At 46.4% G+C, this 4,670-nt stretch carries 2 protein-coding genes and 1 pseudogene; 2 read left to right on the plus strand and 1 reads right to left on the minus strand.

Features of this window, described 5'->3' with window-relative positions; all coding sequences use genetic code 11:
* Positions 1-1,477 (plus strand): annotated as a pseudogene (locus QTO00_RS15190) (ATP-binding protein); the annotation flags it as partial.
* Positions 1,478-1,501: 24 nt separating this feature from the next.
* Here the strand turns inward: QTO00_RS15190 and pabB are convergent.
* Positions 1,502-2,869, minus strand: a complete 1,368-nt coding sequence (pabB, locus tag QTO00_RS15195) for an aminodeoxychorismate synthase component 1 (protein WP_331425542.1) — start codon at positions 2,867-2,869, stop codon at positions 1,502-1,504.
* A 169-nt stretch (positions 2,870-3,038) separates the two neighbouring features.
* Between pabB and QTO00_RS15200 the strand changes: the two genes are divergently transcribed.
* Complete coding sequence (locus QTO00_RS15200) at positions 3,039-4,562, plus strand: fumarate hydratase (protein ID WP_331425543.1); 1,524 nt, start codon at positions 3,039-3,041, stop codon at positions 4,560-4,562.
* Positions 4,563-4,670 lie beyond the last annotated feature (108 nt).

A 4,670-nucleotide genomic window follows, 5' to 3' on the forward strand; every position in this document is an offset into this window, starting at 1 on the left:
TTCTTAGCCGAACTTTGGATGACGGATTGATTTCAAGCTTGCTAGAGCGTTTGGAGTCTTCTTCAGCACTTGAAAAAGCGCATCTACTGATTGAGCCCAACCTCCTCTCTAGCGTTGTAAATTCGGAGTTTGGTGCTGATTTGCAAAGCGACCTTTCCCGAGTAAAACCCTACGCAGTCTGGGAAGAAAATCTGCTAAAACTACCCATTGAAGTTGACCATCAGGTTGTGGGCGAACTTGCGGTATTGGTCAACGAAGAGGGAATGAGTCGCGACTTTGTCGTCAGTCAGATGTTGTTAGTTGGCGAGTTGCTCTGCAGTGCCTTGAGTCGTCAAATCATAGTCAACAGTCACCAAGACGCGCGTGCTCGAGCAGAAGAATCTGAACGTTCAACTAAAGAGTTTGTGGCGATGATCAACCATGAACTCAGAACCCTCTAAATGGCCTATTAGGTAGCGCAGAGCTTCTTGAAAGTACACCGCTTGATGAAGAGCAGCGAACTCTGCTGGCGAACTTAACCCATTCTGGGGATCTTCTTCGCCATATCATTAATGACATTCTTGATTTCAGCAAAATGAACGCCGGGATGATGGAGTTAATACCGTCCGAGTTCCAATGGTCCGATTTACGAGACATGGTAGTTGGGATTTTTGAGCCTAAGGCTCGAGAAAAGGGGATTGAGTTTACTATTGAAGAGTGTGGAGATTTACCTTGCGGATTTATTGGTGACTTTGAGCGTTTGGGGCAGATATTAGTTAACCTTGTTGGTAATGCAGTTAAGTTTACTGCTGAAGGCTCAGTGCTGTTGACCACTCGTTGGCAAGATGGCCGTTTACATATCTCTGTAGTCGATACTGGCATTGGGATCGCAAAAGCAGCGCAAAAAGAACTGTTTACTCCGTTTGTTCAAGTAGATAGAACCGCTAAACGTAACTTTGAAGGAACTGGATTAGGTCTTGCGATTTGTAAGAACTTAATTGAGCTGATGTCTGGAACCATTGAACTTAAAAGTGAAGTTGGCAAAGGCAGTTGTTTTGATATTGTCATTCCTTTGAAAACGACGGCTAAGATTGCGTCGAGCAGTACACGTTCAGAAAGTGATAGCGAGTTTAAGGCCGTTGAGCAATTATCAATTCTGGTGGTTGATGACATTAGAATGAACCAAGTCATTATCAATCAGATGCTGAAGAAGATGTCGATCTCTCCAGATATAGCTAATAATGGCGTCGAAGCGATAAAAGCTATCTCAGACAATAGTTACGATTTGATCTTTATGGATTGTCGCATGCCGGAAATGGATGGTTTTGAGGCTACGGCTTATCTGCGTGAACAGGAATATCGTCTGCCGGTAATCGCTCTTACTGCGGGAACAACCTTAGAAGAGCGCGAGAAGTGCATTCAGTGTGGAATGGATGACATCTTAACTAAACCGTATACGGCCAAAGATCTCAGGCTTATGATAGAAAAATGGGCCTAATGCTCACATCAGACCCATACTAGGCTACTGAGCTAGGACGGGTAATATCCGGCTCAATTTATCGAGTGTCTCTTGATACTCTGCATCGCATTGACTGTCAGCGACCAGACCGCCTCCCGCCCATACGTTTATTTTGCCTTGTTCCGCGACTAGGGTGCGAATGGTAATGCTGGTATCCATATTGCCATGACGACTGATATAGCCGATGCTGCCACAGTACGCACTGCGACGGTGTGGTTCCAGCTCTTCGATGATTTCCATTGCGCGCACTTTGGGAGCGCCAGTAATCGAGCCACCAGGGAAAGATGCTTTGAGAAGGTCGGTCGCATTATGCTGTGCATTGAGTTCAGCACATACGGTACTCACAAGGTGATGCACCGCAGGGAAGCTCTCTATATCGAACAGTTTAGGGACGTGGACTGTACCGGGCTTGGCAACGCGACCAATGTCGTTCCTTAGTAGATCAACAATCATCAGGTTTTCGGCTTGATCTTTCTCTGCATTCGCTAGGTCATGCGCCGCTTGCGTATCGGTGTGTGGATCGCTGCTTCTTGGACGTGTGCCTTTAATCGGCTTAGTCTCAATTTTGTTCTCTTTTAGCTGCAGGAAACGCTCCGGAGAAACGCTTAGAATTGCTCCGAGGTCAGTGCGGATGAAGGCGGAAAATGGGCCTTGGTTAACTTGTTCAAGTTTTTGATAAGCATCCCATTCACTGCCTTGGTATGAGGCGCTAAAACGTTGCGCTAGATTTATTTGATAGCAGTCGCCAGAGCGCAGGTACTCTTGAACTTGAGCAAACTTTTCGCCATAACTCTGCTTGGTCATATTTGATTGCCAATCGCTGGTTAGCGAGAACTCGGTTGAGTTTTGCACTTGTTGTGAGCAGAGCCAAAGCCACTTCTGTTCAACGTCTACTCCAACAACAACGGCAGACTGTTGTTGGTGGTCGACAACCAATGCCCAATCATACAAACCAATCGCCATATCGGGTGTTTTAAGGTCATCGCAGGCGATAGTCGGGATGCGTTCTACATGGCGTCCTAAGTCATAAGCAAAATAACCTAGCGCGCCACCAACAAATGGCAGCTCACCCGAGTAATCAATATTTGGCAATAACTCAGCCTGCAATCTATTTAACAGATCGAACGGGTTTTGGTTTGATGTCTCTTTGTTTCCTCTACGGCACACATAGCTTGTCTCACCAAGTGTAGTGATAGTCGCAATAGGTTGACTAACCAATACATCAAATCGGCTGTCTACATGAGTCCTAGATGGTGAACGTAGCAACATCGACCAAGACTGGTTCTGGATCGACGAAAAATGCTGCGTCGCTAGGTCGGGTTGGTAGGGAATCGATTTGATTTCTAAGCAATTTGGCTTGATGTTATTCATTTGTGTAATTTGTGACAAAGAGATCACTGATTGCATGGCGTGTTGAGGAAAGCAAGAGTATCATAATGACGACAACAGTCGCTACACCAGTGTTTTGCAAATAGATAATAAGCAAGCAAACGTTTGTGTTCGACTGCAAAAAGGAAGCATAAATATAACGAGGCATGCAATGACCGTAATTCGCCAGCAAGATGTGATCAGCAGTGTTGCTGATGCGCTCCAGTACATTTCTTACTACCACCCATTAGACTTTGTTCAAGCCCTAGAAAAAGCCTACCACCGTGAAGAGAGCCAAGCGGCGAAAGACGCAATTGCTCAAATCTTAATTAACTCACGCATGTCTGCAGAAGGGCATCGTCCAATTTGTCAGGATACAGGTATCGTAACCTGTTTCGTTAACGTAGGCATGGGTGTTCAATGGGACACCACAGACCTAACTGTGCAACAAATGGTTGATGAAGGCGTACGTCAGGCCTACACCAATCCAGATAACCCACTGCGAGCTTCCGTTCTGATGGACCCTGCAGGCAAACGTATCAATACCAAGGATAATACGCCGGCGGTAGTACATATCAACATGGTGCCTGGCGATAAAGTCGAGATTCAAATTGCGGCGAAAGGCGGCGGCAGTGAAAACAAAACTAAGATGGTGATGCTAAACCCTTCTGACGATGTTGCAGAGTGGGTTGAAAAGACACTACCGACTATGGGAGCGGGTTGGTGTCCACCGGGTATGCTTGGTATAGGTATTGGTGGTACGGCAGAAAAAGCCGCGGTTCTGGCGAAAGAGTCGTTGATGGAGCACATTGATATTCAAGAGCTGATCGATCGTGGCCCTGAAAATGCAGAAGAAGAGCTTCGTTTGGATATCTTCAATCGTGTTAATAAGCTGGGTATTGGTGCACAAGGCCTTGGTGGCTTAACCACAGTTGTTGATGTGAAAATTAAAACTGCACCAACACATGCCGCTTCTAAACCTGTGTGCTTGATTCCAAACTGTGCGGCAACTCGTCATGTTCACTTTACCTTAGATGGTACGGGGCCAGCTGATCTGACACCACCAAAGCTAGAAGAGTGGCCAGACATTACCTGGGAAGCGGGTGCGAACACGCGTCGTGTCAACTTAAATGAGGTGACGCAAGCTGACGTAGAGCAGTGGAAAACAGGTGAAACTGTGTTGCTGTCAGGTAAAATTCTCACTGGCCGCGATGCGGCGCACAAGCGTATTCAAACCATGCTGCAAAATGGTGAAGGGCTTCCTGAAGGTGTCGACTTCAAAGGTAAATTTATCTACTACGTTGGCCCTGTAGACGCTGTCGGAGATGAAGCTGTAGGCCCGGCAGGTCCAACAACCTCTACACGTATGGACAAGTTCACTGACATGATGCTCGAAGAGACGGGCATTATGGGCATGATTGGTAAAGCTGAGCGTGGTCCGGCTACTGTTGAGTCAATCAAAAAGCACAAAGCGGTTTACTTGATGGCGGTTGGCGGAGCGGCTTACCTAGTTGCTAAAGCAATTAAGAAGGCACGTGTGGTCGCGTTTGAAGATCTAGGTATGGAAGCTATCTACGAGTTTGAAGTGGAAGACATGCCTGTGACGGTCGCGGTAGACTCTAGCGGCGCAAACGCTCACCAAATTGGCCCTGACACTTGGAAAGTGAAAATCCAAGAAATGGAACAGCAAGCTTAACGTTTAAGCGTTGTATTTGTGAGAAATCGCTGATTTATCAAGCGAGTATTTGACAAAGGTGCAGCGAAAACTGCACCTTCTGTCTATATATACTAAATCAATAGACAC

This window comes from Vibrio sp. M260118 (assembly GCF_036533755.1).
GTDB lineage: Bacteria > Pseudomonadota > Gammaproteobacteria > Enterobacterales > Vibrionaceae > Vibrio.